Raw genomic sequence first — 17613 nt, 5'->3', positions numbered from 1 at the left:
TTATTTCTGTAATAAAGATGTTCCTTCTGAAATATATCTTTGATATAATGTAGTTTATTACTAATAGTAAATGAGGAGTTTTAGGAGGTTAAATATGACTAAGGAGAATTTTTTAAAAGGTGCAGCTATATTAGGAATCGCAGGTATAATTGTTAAAGTACTAGGAGCTTTTTATAGGATTCCTATAAGTAATATTATTATGACTGAAGGAATGGGGTATTATCAGACTGCATATCCGCTTTATGTATTGTTACTAACAATATCTACATCAGGATTTCCAGTAGCAGTGGCAAAACTAGTATCTGAAAAAAGAGCTCTAGAAGATTATAGAGGGGCACATAGAGTTTTTAAAGTTGCATTATCAGGACTTGTAATTTGTGGCGTACTTACTAGTGTATTTGTTTTTATAAATGCTGAAAACATTGTTGAATCATTGGGAAATAAAAATGCATATTATGCACTTATTGCTTTAGTCCCAGCTTTAATGTTCGTACCAATTATGTCAGCTTTTAGGGGGTATTTTCAAGGGAGACAATCTATGACACCAACTGCTATATCACAGGTTTCAGAACAGAGTTTTAGAGTGATTGTAGGTTTATTTCTCAGTTATTATTTATTGGATAAAGGTATCCCTATAGCAGCTGGCGGAGCTTCATTTGGAGGATCTATAGGGGCTGTTGCAGGAACAGTTGCCATGATTATAATTTATTTATCTCAAAAGAGTGAAATCAAAAATGAAATTAACCAAAGTTCAAACTATAAAGAAGAAACTACTGGTAAGATTATCAAATCACTATTGATAATAGCAATTCCAATAACTATTGGTGCTTCTATAGCACCTATTATGGATACAATAGATGCTGCATTAGTTATGAGAAGATTGCAAGCAATAGGGCTTAGTGAATTTGAAGCAAATGATTTATATGGACAACTAAAAGGTTTTGCCCAAACATTAATTAATTTACCTCAAGTTTTTTCAATGGCTCTAGCCATAAGTTTAGTGCCAGCTATTTCAGAGGCACATACTAGGAAGAAATATGGAGAGATTAAAAACATAGTGTCTTCAGGGGTAAGAATGACATTGTTAATTGGTCTTCCAAGTGCATTTGGGCTTTTTGTACTAGCTAAACCTATTATTAGATTGTTGTATTTTAAAAACACTATAGAGTCTTTAAATAGTACAGGTGAAATTCTTCAAATATTGGCTTTAGGAGTTGTGTTTTTAACATTGGTACAATCTCTTACAGCAATACTTCAAGGTTTAGGTAGACCTATTGTTCCTGTAAGGAATTTGTTTGTAGGTGCTGTTGTTAAAACTATACTTACTTATACTCTTACAAGTATACCTAGCATCAATGTAAAGGGTGCAGCTATTAGTACTGTAGTTGCATATTTAATTGCTGCTGTGTTGGATATTATAAGTGTGAGGAAATATACCATGATTAAATTCAATACAGGCGAAGTATTTGTGAAACCATTTATTTCAGCTTTAGGTATGGCTGTAGTTGCAAAGTTATGTCATGTATTACTTAATTCCCTTGTAGGAGATAGATTGGCTACAATTGTAGCTATTTTAATGGGAGTTGTAGTTTATTTTGTATTGCTACTGAGAACAGGTTCTCTTAAATATGAAGATTTCAAGATGTTACCAAAAGGAGAGAAAATCGCCAATAAACTAGTAAAAATTAAATTGTTAAAAATATAAAACTCATAGAACTTTGCTAAATGTGTTAATATATTGATATAATTGTATTGAGGCTTAATAATTTTATTGTACAAAGGAGAAACTGCTATGGAGAAAATATATATTGTGGGATTAGGTCCTGGCGATACAAATTCATTGACTCTTGGTGCCATAGAAAGGTTAAATAGTGGGGATTTAAATGTACTAAGGACAAAGATACATCCTACTATTTCCTATTTAAATGAGAAAGGTATTCCATATGATACTTATGATAATGTATATGAAGATGGAGAAAATTTTCAAAAGGTATATGATTTTATAGTTAGTGATTTAATAGAAAAAGTTAGAAAACACAAAGTTGTAAACTATTTTGTACCGGGAAACCCTTTAGTTGCAGAAAAAACTGTTGATATACTAATTAATAAGGGTAAAGATATAAATATAGAGATAGAAATAATACCTGGAATGAGTTTTATTGACCCTATACTATTAGCTGTAGGTCATGATCCGGTTAATGGGTTAAAAATAATAGATGGTTTAAATATAAAAGGCGAATATGTGGACATAAATAGTGGGAACATAATTACCCAAGTTTACAATAGTAGAATTGCTTCTTTTGTAAAATTAGCACTATCGGAAATATATGGGGATGAGTATGGAATATATGTTATAAATAGTGCTGGTGTCAAAGGAGAAGAGAAGATTTACAATATTCCATTGTATGAATTAGATAGACTTGAGGATATTAACTACTTGACAAGTATATATATTCCTAGAGTGGACAAAATAAGTAAAAAAATTTATGATATGAATGATCTTGTAAGCATTATGGAGTGGCTTAGAGGTGATGAGGGTTGCCCTTGGGATATACAACAGACTCATCAGTCTATTAGGGAATGTGTAATTGAAGAGGCATATGAAGTTGTAAATGCTATAGACAAAGATGACATAGACAATTTATCTGAGGAATTAGGAGACTTACTTCTTCAAGTGGTATTCCATAGTCAAATAGCTAGAGAAGAAGGTTATTTTAATATATGGGATGTGACTTCAAATATATGCAATAAATTAATTTTAAGGCATCCTCATGTTTTTAAGCAAAAAAAAGTAGAAAAATCCGATGAAGTAGTATATAATTGGAATGAAATAAAATTTAAGGGCCGTAACATTGATGGTTACACAGATAGACTAAAAGATATACCAAAACTACCTTCTCTTATGAGGAGTTTTAAAGTCCAATGTAGAGCTGCTGATATAGGATTTGATTGGGACAGTATAGATGGAGCTATGGAAAAAGTAGTTGAAGAGTGGAATGAAGTGTTAGAAGCGTTGAATTTATTTAAAGGTGGTGATTTTGGAAAAATAGAAGAAGAACTGGGAGATTTATTGTTTGCCATCGTAAATGTTTGCAGGTTCTTAAATATTAATCCAGAGGTGGCATTAAACAGGACCATTAATAAGTTTATAGACAGATTTGCTTATATGGAAGAAAGAAGTAAAGAGTTAAAAGTAGATTTAAAAGAAATGAGTTTAGAAGAAATGGACGCACTATGGGATGAAGCTAAGATACATAAAAATAAATAACACTATAAATGACTAAAAAAGAAGGATTTTAAGAAAAAACATAGAATATGCTATATGTATTGATTTAAACAATTTGTGAGGAGGAATTAATTATGAACAAAGCAGAATTAATTGCTAGTATGGCAGAAAAGGCTAATTTAACTAAGAAAGACACAGAAAGTGCATTAAATGCATTTATGAAAGCTGTTGAAGAAGCATTAGCAAGTGGAGAAAAAGTTCAACTTGTAGGTTTTGGAACATTTGAAGTAAGAGAAAGAAAAGCTAGAGAAGGAAGAAACCCAAGAAATCCTGAAGAAGTTATACAAATTCCAGCTTCAAAAGCACCAGTATTTAAAGCAGGAAAAGCATTAAAAGAATCAGTAAATAAGTAAAATTGGTTATAAAAAAATCAGGTCCAGTGACCTGGTTTTTTTCAAATACAATATATTATAGGAGGGGTAATTGTGACAGCTGAAGTTAAACCTAATATTACCTTAGATGTTCTAGATCAAATTGATATAAGAGTGGGAACTATTGAATCAGTAGAAGATGTAGAAAAGTCAAATAAACTATTAAAACTAACTGTTAATTTTGAAGAATTTTCAAGAACAATTTTAGTAGGCATGAAAGGTGAAAGGGAAGATCCAACTGAAATAGTAGGACAACAAGCATTATTTTTAGTAAACTTAGCACCAAAGAAAATGGCAGGTGAAGTTTCTGAAGGAATGCTATTTGATATAGGTTATCAAGATGGAATAATACCAGTACTAGCTCAACCAGAAAAACCAGTTCCAAATGGCACAAGAGTTGGTTAAAAGAAAGAGGGATCTGTGTGAGAATAGATAAGTATTTAAAGAATTCAAGGATAATTAAGAGAAGAACAGTAGCTAAAGAAGCATGTGAACAAGGAAGAGTACAACTAAATGACAAAGTAGCAAAACCAGGAGATGAAATAAAAGTAGGGGATATAATAGAGTTAAATTTCGGGAATGGTTCCATGAAGGTAGAAGTAGCTGCTGTGATGGATAATGTACCAAAGGATAAGGCTCAGGAATTATATAAAGTATTATAGATAAATAGGACAGTGGATACTCTGTCCTATTTATTATTTTTGTACAGTTATATGTAATAAACACACCTTTTTATACATATTATTTAATAGTATGTATGTAGGGGGGAATAAATGTGGGTGATAATAATATAAAATTTAAAAATCAAAACATATATTTAGAAGATAGAAAAAAACTAACTATAACAGGGGTTGAGCAGGTAGAAAGTTTTAATGACAATATTATTTTACTAAACACCATAAAGGGGGGTATTACTATAAAAGGAGAAGGTCTTAATATCAACAAATTAAATTTAGAAGATGGAAATGTAAAAATAGATGGAGTTATAAATGGAATAGTTTACAGCAATAAGGAATTTGGTTCTAAAGGAAATTTATTAGGGAAAATGTTTAAGTGATTTTGGAGATGAGATATGGACAATTCTATTAAAGTGCAACTTTATATATTTTTAACTCTTTTTTATGGTGGACTTATTATAGGTTTATTATTTGATATATATAAAGCTTTTAGATATTTTATTAAACCTAATAAGTTAAAGACTTTTATTGGAGATTTATTATTTTGGATAATGGTAGTGGCAATAACTTTTTATATTTTAATAAAGAGCAGCTTTGGAGAATTAAGAGGATACTTATTTGTCGGTCTATGTTTAGGAGTTTTTTTGTATATCAAAATATTAAGTAAGATAATTTATCCACTATGTATAAAAATATTAAAATTTATATTTATTATATTAGAAAGACTCTACAAAATTTTACTTTTACCTTTTAGCTTTTTAAAAACAATATTAAGGCCATTTATTAATAAGAATAAAAAAGTTAAACAAGCTTGTAAACAGGGTATTAAAAATATGAAAAAAAATTTAAAGTTAATTTCTACTAAAAAATAAAGGATTTTTTAATATTGTGTAGAATATCATTTATGAGGTGGTAATTATGGCTAAGGGAAAGGTAAAAAATAAGGGAAGAATAAGGTTTAGACATGTATTGATTTTCATGTTTGCCATATATATAGTAAGTACCTTAATATCTCAAAGGAGTATGATGAAGGAACTCGAAGCTGAAAAGGCAAAAAATGAAGAGGAAATTGAAGTTCTTCAAATGGAAATAAAAGAATTAGACAGTAAAATTAAAAGTAGTGATTCATTGGAATTCATTGAAAAAGTAGCAAGAGAAGAACTTAAAATGGTTAAACCAAGGGAAATAATCTATGTGGATAAAAACAAGAACAAAGACCCATTTTTGATGAAGAATAGCAACTGACCAGATTGACATATCATGTATTCTAATATATACTTATGAGTAAATACAATATATTTTAAGGAGGAATTATTTATTTATGCCCGTAGTTGTTGGTGAAGTAGTTGAAGGCACTGTTACCGGAATAACGAACTTTGGTGCTTTTGTTCAACTACCAGAAGGAAAGAATGGATTGGTCCATATTTCTGAAATATCAGATGATTATGTAGAAAAAGTAAGTGATTATTTAAAAAAAGAACAAAAAGTTAAAGTAAAGATTTTATCTAAGAGTAAGGATGGGAAGATTAGTCTTTCCATTAGACAAGCTAAACCAAAGTCCAACATGCCAATTGAAATAGATTGGGATAAAACAGACAATAAGCAAAAGAATATGTCTTTTGAAGATAAACTTTCAATGTTTTTGAAAGAAAGTAATGAAAGACAAGATCAGTTGAAGAGCCGAGAAACTAAGAAAGGTTCTGGAGCTAGACCTCGTGGTAAAAGTAGTATGAGTTTTTAAAAACCGGATGATTCCGGTTTTTTTTCGTTTTTGATATATATTACATAACTTAAAAGTACATAATTTCACATCATATGTATAATTTTGTCACTTTAACTTAAAGCTGTTGAGATTACTTGAATACAAGGTTAACATTAAGTATTTTAGATTAACCAAAAAAAGGAATATTTTAAAAGATGATATGAGATTTTGTCTAAATATTCTTATAATTAGGCAACTAGTATTGACAATTATTGCATATGTTTTCTGCTATTATGAAAATGAAAATAATAGTAGGGGTGATTTTATGTTGGATAGTAGAACAGCGGTGATCTCATTAAAGGAGAAAAAAACTGTACAGAAGATGGTCTTTAAGAGGTATTATATTCTAATTGGCATATTAGGCTTCTTTATATCTAGAGCAGGAATAATAAAAGGATTAACACCTTTTGGAATTTCTTTTCTATCAGCCAGCATTGGAACTAGTTTTTCTTTTATATCATTAATATCAGTTCTATTAGGTATAATTAGCTTTCATGGGTTAAGTGGATATAATTATCTATTTACTGCAGGAATTATCTATGTACTCAATACTCAATTAAGTAAAAACAAAAAGATGACTAAATTAAAGACTTCAATTTTATCTTCGATAGTTTTTTTAGGAGTTAGTTTGGTAGATTTGTTTGTATTTAAGGATGTATTTATTTATGATATTGTAATGATTACTTTTGAAGGATTAGTTGTATTTACCTTATCTTATATTTTTTCATATAGCATTCCAAAAATAGAACAAAACTACAAATTAAAGTATACTAGTGAAGAAATAATATGTGTTTTTATAACCCTATCTCTTGCCATAGCAGGATTAGGAGATATAGGTTTTTCTTCAATATCTTTTAAAAATATTATAAGTATTTTTACTGTATTAACTTTTGGATATTATTTTGGAGCACCATTAGGTGCTGGTATAGGTGTTATTGTGGGAATGATTTCTTATATAGCTCAAGTTGATATGCCTTTTATTCTAGCTATATTTGGATTTTCAGGTCTTTTATCTGGTGTTTTTAAGGATTTAGGAAAAATCGGTTCAATATTAGGATTTATTCTTGGAAATTGTATTTTAAGTTTCTATATAAATGGGTTTAGTACAAGCTTTTTAAATTATAAGGAACTATCTATTGGTCTTTTGTTATTCTTTGTATTATCAAGGTACTTTCTAGAAAATGTTTTTAATGATTCATTAAAAAGCTTGGCAGTAGATAAAAATGACACATACAGTAGTGATAGAATATCAGATTTGACAACTAGAAAACTAATGGATGTATCAGAAATATTCAATGAATTAGGGAATATATTTATAAAGGCAGTGGAAAATGAAGATGTATGTACAGACAATGTAACTCATTTGATAGATCAAGTTGCAAAGGAGACTTGCAATAAATGTTCAATGAGAAAATTTTGTTGGAAAGAAGATTTGTATACTACGTATTATTCCTTTTTCAATTTGCTAGCTTCACTGGAGATGACGGGAGAGATTCATGAGGACAGTCTTCCAGAACTTTTTACTAACACTTGCATCAAAACAGAAGAGGTAATTGAAAAAACTAATAGTGTTTTTGAGAGGTATAGGATTAATTATATGTGGGAGAGAAAACTCACAGAAAATAGAAAACTCGTATCAGAGCAACTTATGGGCATATCTAAAATAATGGAAGAGATTATGAATGATATAAACAAAGAGATTACATTTAATTCGGAAGTGGAGGAAAGTGTTTACTCTCAACTGCGGGTAGCGGGAGTAGATGCAGCGGGAGTAACTGTTGCTGAGTTTGATGATGATTTTGAAATATATATTGAGGTAAATAAGCATTTTAAAAACGAAAACTCTCTAGAAAATGTTAGAGAAATAGTATCAGAAGTTATAGGTATACCATTGAGTGGTCAGTTCATAGTAAACAATATTAGACCAAAAGAGGTGACCAGATATAAATTAGTAAAGGCTAATAGATTTAGTGCTATTACAAAGATTGCAAAAAGCAATGAGTCAGATAATAATGTATCAGGGGATTCTTTTACTTTTGGAGAAGAGAATAACAAGTACTTTGCAGCACTTAGTGATGGTATGGGAGTAGGGAAAAAGGCAAGTTTTGAAAGTACAATAGCTATATCCTTATTAGAAAAGTTCTTAGAAGCAGGCTTTGATATAGAACTTGGATTAAAGACAATCAATTCGATTTTGATGTTGAAATCAGGGGATGAAATATTTACCACATTGGATATTGGCAATATTGATTTATATACGGGGAAACTTGAAGCTATAAAAACAGGAGCTGCTCCTACATTTATTAAGAAACAAGATAAAGTTGAGGTTATAAGTTCTCATTCACTACCAGTAGGCATGTTAAAGGATTTGGATATAGAAATATATGAAGAAGATTTAGATGATGGGGACTTTGTAATTATGATTTCTGATGGGGTTTTGGAATCCAATGAAGAAGTGTGTAATAAGGAAAAATGGATAATAGATATAATAGAGAAGATAGACAGCTTGAATCCTCAAACTATTGCCAATATGATTTTAAAAGAAGCAAAGAAGGTTTCTAAGGACGGGATTAAAGACGATATGACAGTTTTGGTAACTAAGGTATGGAAGGCAAAAAAGTAGCAAAAATTATAAGCTGAAATTCAGCCATTCTCTTAAAACGATTAACCGATAAATGTAAACAATCATATAATGAATAAAGTTATGACAATTGTTAATAATCCATAAAAAGAGAATGGAGTGATATTATGAATTTAAAACAAATAGTACTTATTACTGATGGTGAATCTAATTTAGGGATAAGTCCTATTGAGGCAGCAAAGAAGGCATATGAAAAGGGAATAAGAGTTAACACCATAGGAATTGTAAAGAATAGTCTAAAAGAAATGCCCTTAGTAGAAGTAGAAGAGATTGCTTCAAGTGGAGGAGGCATCTGTCAGATAACAAACTTGGAGAATCTCTCTAATGCACTAAGCATGGTGACAGTAGCATCTGTTCAAAGAAGTATTGAAGAATTGGTAAACAAAGAACTTAAATGTATAATAGACAAGGACACAAAGGAAGTATCTCCAAAAACTAGAGGTAAGATAATTAGGATGATGGAAAATTTAGAAGATGAGATACCCATTAAATGCCTTTTAATATTAGATACTAGTGGTAGTATGAAAAATAAGATAAAGGCTTCAAAAATGAGTGTATTAGAGTTGTTAAGATTTTTGAAGGAAAGAAAGGGGAAATCAGAAGTAGGAGTTATAACTTATCCAGGGGATGAGGCCTTTTATAAAGTTCTTGCCAATTTCACATCTGATATTGCATATTTAGAGGAGCATATGGAGTCTATATCTATAGGGGGAGTGACTCCAACAGGACCTGCTTTAGAAGGAGGTATACATATGCTTCTCAATGAAAATGTACAAGAGAGAGAAGAAGGGGTTCTTTCAGATTATATTATTTAGGTGAGCAATATGGTTGTGATAAAGGGTAAATGGAATAAAAAAAGTTATACTTTATTAGAAAAAATAGGTGAGGGTGCTTTTGGTAAGATATTTAAGGTTAGAGACAGCATTGGAGCTATAAAGGCTATAAAAATATCTAAAAACACTTCTTCTATTACTAGAGAATATTATATAATGGATAAGCTTAAGAGCCTACCTTCTATTCCTAAAGTTTACGATTATGATGATTGGGAAATAGAAGGTAGAATTTATCATTTTATTGTAATGGACTATATTAGAGGAGACAACTTAAAAGAATATGCCAAGAAGAATAAGTTGTCTCTAAAAATTATTTTTGATGTAGGATTGAAAATAGCCAATTTTTTAGAAGATGTATACAAGCTAGGATTTAAATATACTGATATGAAATTAGAGAATATTTTATTAGTTAATGACGATTGTATTTATTTTATTGACTTTGGTGGGGTTGTAGAAAAAAATAAATCTATGATAGAATATACACCATGTTACAATTTAATTTCTTGGAGAAATTCTAAAAACAATAATTACATAGAACAAATAATATTTACTACATGTATGATTATAGTGTCTTTAATATTCAATAGAGAATATAGCCCTATTATATTTGAATTAAAAGAGATAATTACTAAAATTGAAGCATCAAGATTAAATAAAAACATAAAAAGTATTTTAAAAAGCGGATTAAGTGGTACATATGTATCGTTAAGGAAATATAAATCTGATTTAATGAAACTATCTTGGAATTCTAAAAACACCCATATAGAAATTCATAAGATAGACTACTTTTTTATTGGGAGCATTATTTTTTGCATGTTTTCAATAATATTTGGAATAAAAGTTTGGTTTTTTTAGAGCAAAAGGGTATTATATGTAGAGAGTATACAAAAGTTTAAATAGGTGGTAGAGATATGAAGAGTAAGGCTATGGAGTGTATAAAAAGATATGAATTGATTAATCCTCATGAAAAGGTGCTAATAGGTGTATCAGGAGGGCCTGATTCTATGGCACTTTTATATGTTCTTATGGAAATTCGTAAAGAAATACCTTTTTCTATTTATGTTGCCCATGTAAATCATGGTGTTAGAGGAATGGAAGCAGATGAAGATGAAGAGTTTGTAAAAAATGAGGCTTTGAAAAATGACATTCCTTATTATTCTAAAAGAATTGATATGGATGGATATGCAAGAGAACACAAAATTTCATCTGAAGATGCTGGAAGAATACTCAGATATAAGTTTTTTAGAGAAATAATATCATCGTTGGGTGGGGGAAAGATTGCAGTAGCTCACAACAAAGATGATCAAGCTGAAACGCTTTTGATGAGATTTATGAGAGGCACAGGAATTGATGGGCTAAGAGGCATGGAATACAAAAATGATGATATTATTAGACCGATTTTAGGTATTTCTAGAAGTGAAATTGAAGAATATATAAAGTCAAATAATATAAAAACTAGATTAGATAGGACGAACTTAGAACCTATTTACAGTAGAAATAAAATAAGATTAGAGTTAATTCCCTACATAGAGTCGAATTTCAATCCCAATATAGTAGATACACTTTGGAGGATTTCTGCGACTTCTCAAAGGGATAGTAGTTTTCTTAAAGAACTTTCTCATCAAAAATACAAACAGATGGTGAAATTTGAGGATGGAAATAGTATAATTTTATGTAGGGGTAAATTTTTATTAGAACATGAAGCAATTAAGTTTAGAATAATAAGACATTGCATTGAGAAATTGTCAGGTAATCTTAAGGGAATAACAGAAACTCATATTAGAGATGTGGTAGAATTATCTAAAGGAGAAACTGGTAAGAGTATTGATTTAATCAACTGTATAAAAGCTAAGACAAGCTATGATGATTTAATAATAGAAGTAGATAAAGGAAAAGAGAAAGTTTCGTATAATAAGAGTATTTCTATTGGAGAATATACATATTTTAAGGAGCTGGGTTTTGCTGTTGAATCAAAAGTTTTACCGGTTGAAGAAGTTAAGTTTAATTTTAAAGATGGGTTTATTAAATATTTTGATTATGATAGAATAGTAGGCATTCTAACAATTAGAAATAGATTGCCAGGGGATGTGTTTGTTCCTTTTGGGATGAAGGGAACCAAAAAGCTTAAAGATTATTTTATTGATGAAAAAGTTCCAATTCCAGATAGAGATACTATTCCTATATTGGTAGATGAGAAGAATATTATATGGATTATAGGAATGAGAACTAGTGAATATTATAAAATTACCCCTGAGACAAAAAATGTCTTGGTAGTAAAATATATAAAAAACAATCAAATTTGAGGAGGAGAATAATGGAGGATATTACTAAAGAAGTTCTTGTCTCTGAAGAAGAACTACAAAAGAGAGTAAGAGAGTTAGGAGAACAAATAACAAAGGATTATGAGGGTAAGGATTTGATGTTGGTTTGTATACTTAAAGGGGCTGCTATTTTTATGTCAGATTTAGCTAGACGTATAGATTTACCAATAACAATGGAATTCTTAGCTGTATCAAGTTATGGAAATTCAACAGAGTCATCAGGAGTGGTGAAAATAGTAAAAGATTTAGATGCTGATGTTAAGGGTAAGGATATATTAATTGTTGAAGATATAATTGATACTGGGCTTACTCTAAGCTATATAACTGATAATTTGAAAAAGAGGGGAGCAAAAAGTGTTAAGATATGTACACTTCTTGACAAGCCAGAAAGACGAAAAGTAGATGTGCCCGTAGATTACATTGGATTTGTAGTTCCAGATGAGTTTATTGTTGGCTATGGTATAGATTATGCAGAGAAATATAGAAATCTTCCCTTTGTGTCATCGTTGAGAAAATAATAGATGTTAAAAGAAGTAAATATGTGTATTATTGTTTTTTTAAATTATATGTGTTATAATTTTAGAATATATAAGTATGTCCAGCACTAGAAGGGAGGACTTAGTTTGAAAAAATTTTTCAGGGGTGTAAGTTTTTATTTACTTATACTCATTATAATAATTTTGGTTGTTGAGATGATTGGAAAAGATGTAGAACCAATTGTTGAAATAGACTCTACAGAGCTAATTGGACATTTACAAAAAGAAGAAGTTGAAAGTATAAAGAGTACTAGTACTGCTGGGGGAATAACTATACAAGGTAAGTTAAAGAATGGCACTCAGTTTACAACTATTTTACCTTTGGAGCTTGTAGACACTTATAAAAGATATGCAGATCCACAAGTGGTAGAGGGCAAGATTAAGTCCTATAAGGGAGAAGAAGAAGCGGGTACTCCTTGGATACTAAATGTACTTCCAACTATTTTTGTGATATTAGTATTTGTAATAATATGGTTTACCTTTATGCAACAATCCCAAGGTGGAGGTAATAGGGTAATGTCCTTTGGGAAGAGTAAAGCTAGAATGCATAAAGATGATGATGGTGAGAAAATTACATTTGCAGATGTTGCAGGTTTAAAAGAAGAAAAAGAAGAGCTTAAAGAGATAGTAGATTTCTTAAAAAGCCCTAGAAAATATATTGAATTAGGTGCAAGAATACCAAAAGGTGTACTTCTTGTAGGCCCTCCTGGAACAGGAAAAACCTATTTAAGTAAAGCTGTTGCGGGAGAAGCTGGTGTACCATTTTTCAGCATAAGTGGTTCTGATTTTGTTGAAATGTTTGTTGGAGTAGGTGCTAGCCGTGTAAGAGATTTATTCGAACAGGCTAAGAAAAATGCACCATGTATAGTTTTTATAGATGAGATCGATGCAGTTGGTAGAAAAAGAGGCGCAGGTCTTGGCGGAGGTCATGATGAAAGAGAACAAACTCTAAATCAATTGTTAGTTGAGATGGATGGGTTTGGAACAAATGAAGGTATAATAGTTATGGCAGCTACAAATAGGCCAGATATATTAGACCCTGCTATATTAAGACCTGGTAGATTTGACAGACAAGTATATGTAGGAGTTCCTGATGTAAGGGAAAGAGAACAAATATTAAAAATCCATACAAGAAACAAACCATTGGCGGAAGATGTGGATTTAGAAATTGTAGCAAAGAGAACACCTGGATTTACTCCAGCTGATCTTGAAAATTTAGTTAATGAAGCTGCACTATTGACAGCTAGAAATAATCTAAAAGAAATTCCAATGAATATCATTGAAGAAGCTTCTATCAAGGTATTGGCAGGACCAGAAAAGAAGAGTAAAGTTGTTAGCGAAGAAGAAAGAAAACTTACTGCTTATCATGAAGCAGGTCATGCAATAACCTCAAGACTTCTTCCAAATGCTGACCCAGTTCACATGGTAACAATAATACCAAGGGGTATGGCAGGTGGATTTACAGCATATTTGCCAGAAGAAGATAGGTCATTTATGACGAAAAATGAAATGGAAGATGAATTGGTTAGTCTATTAGGCGGCAGAGTAGCAGAGGCATTAGTGTTAGAAGATATATCTACAGGGGCCCAAAATGATATTGAAAGAGCTACAAAGCTTGCTAGAAAGATGGTTACTCACTATGGTATGAGTGATAAACTTGGACCTATGACATATGGAACAGATGATGAAGAAGTATTTATAGGAAGGGACTTTGGCAGAGCAAGGAATTACAGTGAACAAGTTGCAGCATCAATTGATAAAGAAATGAGAAGTATGATAGACAAGGCTTACCAAAGAGCAGAACAAATTTTAAAAGATAATATGAATAAACTTCATGCAGTTGCACAAGCGTTACTTGAAAGAGAAACTCTTGATTCAAAAGAATTTGAAGAAGTATTTATGAGTGTATAGAGGCAGTTAACTAAAGTTAACTGCTTTTTTTCGTTAAAAAAATTGAAGATTTTGTGTAGAGGTGTTATAATTAAAAATGAAATATTTACTTCATTTTAATAATTTTTTGAAATAAATGTTGCAAAAAAACGTAGATTGTATAATATAATAGACTATAGGGATAAAAATTAAGACATAGGGAAAAGGATTTCTTTTTATACTTTAAATTGAGGAGGTTAAAGTATGTTTGATGAAAAGAAGGTGGCAACAGTAAAAGAATCAAAGAAACAATGGGAAGATGGAAAAGTCCAAAAGGTCTTAGATAGATTCCCAGAGAGAAAAGAAAGATTCACAAATAGTTCAGAGATGGTAACTGAAAGATTGTATACGCCAGCAGATGTTGAAGAATTGGATTATCAAGAAAAACTAGGTTTTCCTGGCGCATATCCTTTTACAAGAGGAGTTCAGCCTACAATGTATAGAGGTAGACTTTGGACTATGAGACAATATGCTGGTTTTGCAACAGCTGAAGAATCAAATAAGAGATACAAATACTTATTAGATCAAGGTCAAACAGGACTTAGTGTAGCTTTTGATTTACCTACACAAATAGGATATGATTCCGATCATTCATTAAGCGAAGGTGAAGTAGGAAAGGTTGGAGTTGCAATTGATTCACTAAAAGATATGGAAATATTATTTGATGGCATTCCGTTGGATAAGGTTAGTACATCTATGACTATCAATGCACCTGCTAGTGTACTATTGGCAATGTATATAGCTGTAGCTGAAAAGCAAGGTGTATCAAAAGACAAATTAAGAGGAACAATTCAAAATGATATTTTGAAAGAATATATTGCAAGGGGAACTTATATTTTCCCACCAGAACCATCCATGAGACTTATAACAAACATTTTTGAATATTGCTCTAAAGAAGTGCCAAAGTGGAATACTATAAGTATTAGTGGTTATCACATAAGAGAAGCAGGTTCTACAGCAGTTCAAGAAGTTGCTTTCACTCTTGCAGATGGAATTGCATATGTTGAAGCAGCACTTAAAGCTGGATTAGATGTAGATGATTTTGCTCCTAGACTATCCTTCTTCTTTAACGCACACAATAATTTATTAGAAGAAGTGGCTAAGTTTAGAGCGGCTAGAAGACTATGGGCTAGAATAATGAAAGAAAGATTTAAAGCAAAGAAAGAAAAATCAATGATGCTTAAATTCCATACACAAACTGCAGGTTCAACACTTACTGCTCAACAACCAGATAATAATATAATTAGAGTTACTATTCAGACTCTTGCAGCAGTTCTTGGAGGAACTCAATCTCTACATACAAATTCTAGAGATGAAGCATTAGCATTGCCAACTGAAGAATCTGTAAGAATAGCTTTAAGAACTCAACAAATAGTGGCTCATGAAAGTGGAGCTGCTGATACAATAGATCCATTAGCAGGCTCTTACTATATAGAAAGCTTAACAAATAAAATTGAAGAAGAAGCTATGAAGTATATTGAAAGAATAGATGAATTAGGTGGCGCACCAAAGGCGATTGATAAAGGATATATTCAAAAAGAAATTCAAAATAGTGCGTACAATTATCAAATGGCTATAGAAAGTCAAGAACAGATCGTAGTTGGTGTAAACAAATTCCAAATTGAAGAAGACCAAAAGAAGGATATATTGAGAGTAGATCCTGAAATGGAATTACTTCAAAGAGAAAAACTTGCTGTGTTAAGAAATGAAAGGGATAATGAAAAGGTTGAAGAAACTCTAAATACATTAAGAAAAGTAGCAGAAACTGAAGAGAATCTAATGCCTTATATAATAGATGCAGTTAAAACTTATGCAACACTAGGGGAAATTTGTGGAGTTTTAAGAGAAGTATTTGGCGAATATGAACAATCAGTAATATTATAATTTAATATTTAAAAGGAGGCAAAAAAATGGATAAGCCTATTAGAGTTTTGGTGGCAAAACCTGGATTAGATGGACATGATAGAGGAGCTAAAGTAGTAGCTAGAGCACTAAGAGATGCTGGAATGGAAGTTATATACACAGGCCTAAGGCAAACACCAGAACAAATTGTTGCCGCAGCTGTGCAAGAAGACGTAGACGTAGTAGCTATGAGTATTCTTTCAGGAGCTCACAATCACTTGTTCCCAAAGGTAGTAAATCTACTTAGAGAACAAGGGGTAGACGATATGTTGATTATAGGCGGAGGAGTAATTCCAGAAGAAGATATTGATGGACTTAAAGAAGCTGGGGTAGAAGCTATATTTACACCAGGAACATCTACTAAGGATATTGTGGAGTATATAGAGAACCATTTAAAAAGATAACAGGTGGTGCTTAATTTGAATTTAGAAGAAAGGTTATTAAATGGAGATAAGAGGGCCTGTGCTAGACTTATAACAATGGTTGAAAACAATGAAGAAGAAGGATTTAGAATAATAAAGGAACTATACAAACATACAGGGAATGCTTATGTTATCGGAATAACGGGACCTCCTGGCAGTGGTAAAAGTACTCTTACTGATAGATTGACAAAGGAATTGAGAAAAAGAGGTAAGAAGGTAGGAATTATTGCTATTGACCCTACTAGCCCATTTACAGGTGGGGCTATACTAGGGGATAGAATAAGAATGAGTGATCTAGCATTGGATAAAGATGTGTTTATTAGAAGTATGGGAACTAGAGGCTACTTAGGTGGCCTTTCCAAAGCAACTCAAGGAGCAGTGAAAATACTAGATATTTATGGGGTTGACTATATATTTATAGAAACTGTAGGGGTTGGTCAATCTGAAATAGATATTGTTAAAATGGCTGATACAGTACTCATGGTCATGGTACCAAATTTAGGTGATGATATTCAAGCTATAAAAGCTGGGATAATGGAAATTGCTGATGTATTTGCGATAAATAAATCTGATTTAGATGGTGCAGACAAGACAGCACTTGAAATAGAAATGAACTTAGATTTAAACGAAAAATCCGACTATAGACCTCCTGTTTTACAGGTATCTGCAGGGAAAAACAAGGGAATCAATGAGTTAATTGATAAACTTATAGATCACAGAAAGTATTTAGAAGATACTAAAAAACTTGAAGAGAGAAGAAATAGAAATACAAGATTAGAGCTAATCAAACTTGTAGAAGAGGATTTATTTGATATGATCATCGCTAAGGCTGAAGAGGAAGACATTCTAGATGAATTGTCCAATAAAGTAGTTACAAGAAAAATTGACCCATATACTGCAAAAGATTCAATAATAGAATTAATAAAAAGATGA

At 31.2% G+C, this 17613-nt stretch carries 18 protein-coding genes; all 18 read left to right on the top strand.

Translation table 11 applies throughout. From position 1 onward, the window contains the following. The first annotated feature begins 94 nt into the window (after positions 1 to 94). The gene (locus BQ9840_RS06010) at positions 95 to 1705 is read left to right on the top strand and encodes a putative polysaccharide biosynthesis protein (protein ID WP_077368921.1); all 1611 of its coding nucleotides are present in this window, start codon (positions 95 to 97) and stop codon (positions 1703 to 1705) included. 87 nt (positions 1706 to 1792) lie between these two features. After that, positions 1793 to 3268, top strand: coding sequence for a nucleoside triphosphate pyrophosphohydrolase (mazG, locus tag BQ9840_RS06005; protein ID WP_077368920.1), 1476 nt, complete (start codon positions 1793 to 1795; stop codon positions 3266 to 3268). 92 nt (positions 3269 to 3360) lie between these two features. Further along, positions 3361 to 3639 (top strand): HU family DNA-binding protein, encoded by a 279-nt coding sequence (locus tag BQ9840_RS06000; RefSeq protein ID WP_077368919.1) that lies wholly within the window; start codon positions 3361 to 3363, stop codon positions 3637 to 3639. A gap of 72 nt (positions 3640 to 3711) precedes the next feature. Then, a complete protein-coding gene (locus BQ9840_RS05995) occupies positions 3712 to 4062 on the top strand; it encodes a tRNA-binding protein (RefSeq protein ID WP_077368918.1) in 351 nt (116 codons plus the stop codon). Positions 4063 to 4079: 17 nt separating this feature from the next. Next, entirely contained in the window at positions 4080 to 4319 is a 240-nt protein-coding gene (locus BQ9840_RS05990; protein WP_077368917.1) for an RNA-binding S4 domain-containing protein, read from the top strand. 113 nt (positions 4320 to 4432) lie between these two features. Next, positions 4433 to 4714 carry a sporulation protein YabP gene (yabP, locus tag BQ9840_RS05985; RefSeq protein ID WP_200804883.1) on the top strand — a complete coding sequence of 94 codons (282 nt, stop codon included), beginning with the start codon at positions 4433 to 4435 and terminating at the stop codon, positions 4712 to 4714. A gap of 15 nt (positions 4715 to 4729) precedes the next feature. After that, positions 4730 to 5206 (top strand): spore cortex biosynthesis protein YabQ, encoded by a 477-nt coding sequence (yabQ, locus tag BQ9840_RS05980; protein ID WP_077368915.1) that lies wholly within the window; start codon positions 4730 to 4732, stop codon positions 5204 to 5206. Positions 5207 to 5252: 46 nt separating this feature from the next. After that, the gene (locus BQ9840_RS05975; protein ID WP_234978628.1) at positions 5253 to 5579 is read left to right on the top strand and encodes an FtsB family cell division protein; all 327 of its coding nucleotides are present in this window, start codon (positions 5253 to 5255) and stop codon (positions 5577 to 5579) included. 76 nt (positions 5580 to 5655) lie between these two features. Next, positions 5656 to 6075, top strand: coding sequence for a S1 RNA-binding domain-containing protein (locus BQ9840_RS05970; RefSeq protein WP_077368914.1), 420 nt, complete (start codon positions 5656 to 5658; stop codon positions 6073 to 6075). 286 nt (positions 6076 to 6361) lie between these two features. Next, positions 6362 to 8719 carry a stage II sporulation protein E gene (spoIIE, locus tag BQ9840_RS05965; RefSeq protein ID WP_159436086.1) on the top strand — a complete coding sequence of 786 codons (2358 nt, stop codon included), beginning with the start codon at positions 6362 to 6364 and terminating at the stop codon, positions 8717 to 8719. A gap of 125 nt (positions 8720 to 8844) precedes the next feature. Continuing rightward, entirely contained in the window at positions 8845 to 9552 is a 708-nt protein-coding gene (locus tag BQ9840_RS05960; RefSeq protein WP_077368912.1) for a vWA domain-containing protein, read from the top strand. 9 nt (positions 9553 to 9561) lie between these two features. Then, positions 9562 to 10425 (top strand): protein kinase domain-containing protein, encoded by an 864-nt coding sequence (locus BQ9840_RS05955; protein WP_077368911.1) that lies wholly within the window; start codon positions 9562 to 9564, stop codon positions 10423 to 10425. Positions 10426 to 10481: 56 nt separating this feature from the next. Continuing rightward, positions 10482 to 11873 (top strand): tRNA lysidine(34) synthetase TilS, encoded by a 1392-nt coding sequence (gene tilS, locus BQ9840_RS05950; protein WP_077368910.1) that lies wholly within the window; start codon positions 10482 to 10484, stop codon positions 11871 to 11873. After that, positions 11870 to 12409 carry a hypoxanthine phosphoribosyltransferase gene (hpt, locus tag BQ9840_RS05945; RefSeq protein WP_369800175.1) on the top strand — a complete coding sequence of 180 codons (540 nt, stop codon included), beginning with the start codon at positions 11870 to 11872 and terminating at the stop codon, positions 12407 to 12409. The genes tilS and hpt overlap by 4 nt, the downstream gene beginning before the upstream one ends. A gap of 105 nt (positions 12410 to 12514) precedes the next feature. Continuing rightward, entirely contained in the window at positions 12515 to 14338 is a 1824-nt protein-coding gene (gene ftsH / locus BQ9840_RS05940) for an ATP-dependent zinc metalloprotease FtsH (protein WP_200804882.1), read from the top strand. A 222-nt stretch (positions 14339 to 14560) separates the two neighbouring features. Further along, the gene (locus BQ9840_RS05935) at positions 14561 to 16240 is read left to right on the top strand and encodes an acyl-CoA mutase large subunit family protein (protein ID WP_077368908.1); all 1680 of its coding nucleotides are present in this window, start codon (positions 14561 to 14563) and stop codon (positions 16238 to 16240) included. Positions 16241 to 16266: 26 nt separating this feature from the next. Beyond that, positions 16267 to 16662 (top strand): cobalamin B12-binding domain-containing protein, encoded by a 396-nt coding sequence (locus tag BQ9840_RS05930; protein ID WP_077368907.1) that lies wholly within the window; start codon positions 16267 to 16269, stop codon positions 16660 to 16662. A gap of 15 nt (positions 16663 to 16677) precedes the next feature. After that, positions 16678 to 17613 carry a methylmalonyl Co-A mutase-associated GTPase MeaB gene (gene meaB, locus BQ9840_RS05925; protein ID WP_097677466.1) on the top strand — a complete coding sequence of 312 codons (936 nt, stop codon included), beginning with the start codon at positions 16678 to 16680 and terminating at the stop codon, positions 17611 to 17613.

Origin of the sequence: Anaerosalibacter sp. Marseille-P3206 (assembly GCF_900155565.1) — a bacterium.
GTDB lineage: Bacteria > Bacillota > Clostridia > Tissierellales > Sporanaerobacteraceae > FUHM01.
The sequence above is the reverse complement of the archived record's forward strand: the minus strand, read 5'-3'. Positions and strand labels throughout refer to the sequence as shown.